Here is a 1,152-nt window from a genome sequence, read left to right as displayed (position 1 = left end):
GGGCGACCCCGGTCTGCGGACCGGGCCGCGCGCCGCCGCCGCCGGCGCGATGCACGACCACCTCGCGACCGTGCTCATGCGCGGCACCGTGGTTGTCGGCGAGGGCGAGAAGGACGACACGCCGATTCTGTTCCGGGGCGAAGCCGCCGGGGCCGGCGACGGGCCGGAGTGCGACGTCGCCCTCAGCGTGGGTGACGGCACCCTGTCACCGGTCAAGGACGTCTCGCGGTCGCTGTCCGCGATCGCCGTGGCCGAGCGCGGCGCGCTGTACGAACCACCACCGGACGCCGTCGTGGAGAAGCTGGCCGTCGGTGCCGACTGCGCCGCCGTCGTCGACATCACCCGGCCGGTCGCGGAGAACGTGCGCGCGGTCGCCGAGGTCAAGGACGTCCGGGTGTCGGACGTGGTGGTCGCGGTGCTCAACCGGTCGCGGCACCGGCAGCTCGCGCAGGAGATCCACGACGCCGGCGCGCGCGTGCACCTGCTGGAGGGCGGCGAAATCGCCGGGGCGGTCGCCGCGGCGCGGCCCGAGAGCGCGATCGACCTGCTGCTGGGCACCGGGGGAGCGGCGGAGGGCGTCATCGCCGCGGCCGCGCTGTCCTGCCTGGGCGGGGCGATGCAGGTCCGGCTGGAGCCCGGCGGCGGCAAGGTCTTCCACGTCGGCGACCTGGTGCGCGGCGAGCGCGTCCTGTTCTGCGCCACCGGGGTGACCACCAGCGAGCTGCTGCGCGGCGTGCAGTACCACCCGGGCCGCGGCACCACGCAGTCCATGGTGCTGTGCTCGCGACCGGACACGGTGCGGATGGTCAAGTCCGAGCACCGGTTCGCATGACGGCCGCCCCAGCGCTCGTCACGCGCTACCGCGGTCTGATCTGCGATCTCGACGGCGTGGTCTACCGCGGCCCGCTGGCCGTGCCCCGCGCGGTGGAGACCCTGAACCGGGTGGAACTGCCGATCGTCTTCGCGACCAACAACGCCTCCCGCGCACCCGAGGACGTCGGTGACCACCTCCGCCGGCTCGGGGTCACCGGGCGGAACTGGTCGGTGGTCACCAGCTCCCAGGCCGCCGCCGCGTACCTGGCGGGGCGGCTGACCCCGGGCGCGCGGGTCTGCGCGGTGGGCGGTCCGGGGGTCGCCGGGGCGCTCGCCGAG

General features: G+C 75.4%; 1 protein-coding gene and 1 pseudogene. Both read left to right on the top strand.

The window, feature by feature from the left end; genetic code table 11:
• Positions 1 to 832, top strand: an 832-nt coding sequence (locus G3I65_RS07495; RefSeq protein WP_160695436.1) for a fructose-bisphosphatase class II, incomplete at its 5' end; no start/stop codon positions are given.
• Positions 829 to 1,152: pseudogene (locus tag G3I65_RS07490) on the top strand (haloacid dehalogenase); the annotation flags it as partial. The gene G3I65_RS07495 and the pseudogene G3I65_RS07490, both read left to right, overlap by 4 nt.

The organism is Amycolatopsis sp. SID8362 (assembly GCF_010550475.1).
In the GTDB taxonomy this organism is placed as follows: Bacteria; Actinomycetota; Actinomycetes; order Mycobacteriales; family Pseudonocardiaceae; genus Amycolatopsis; species Amycolatopsis eburnea.
The sequence above is the reverse complement of the archived record's forward strand: the minus strand, read 5'-3'. Positions and strand labels throughout refer to the sequence as shown.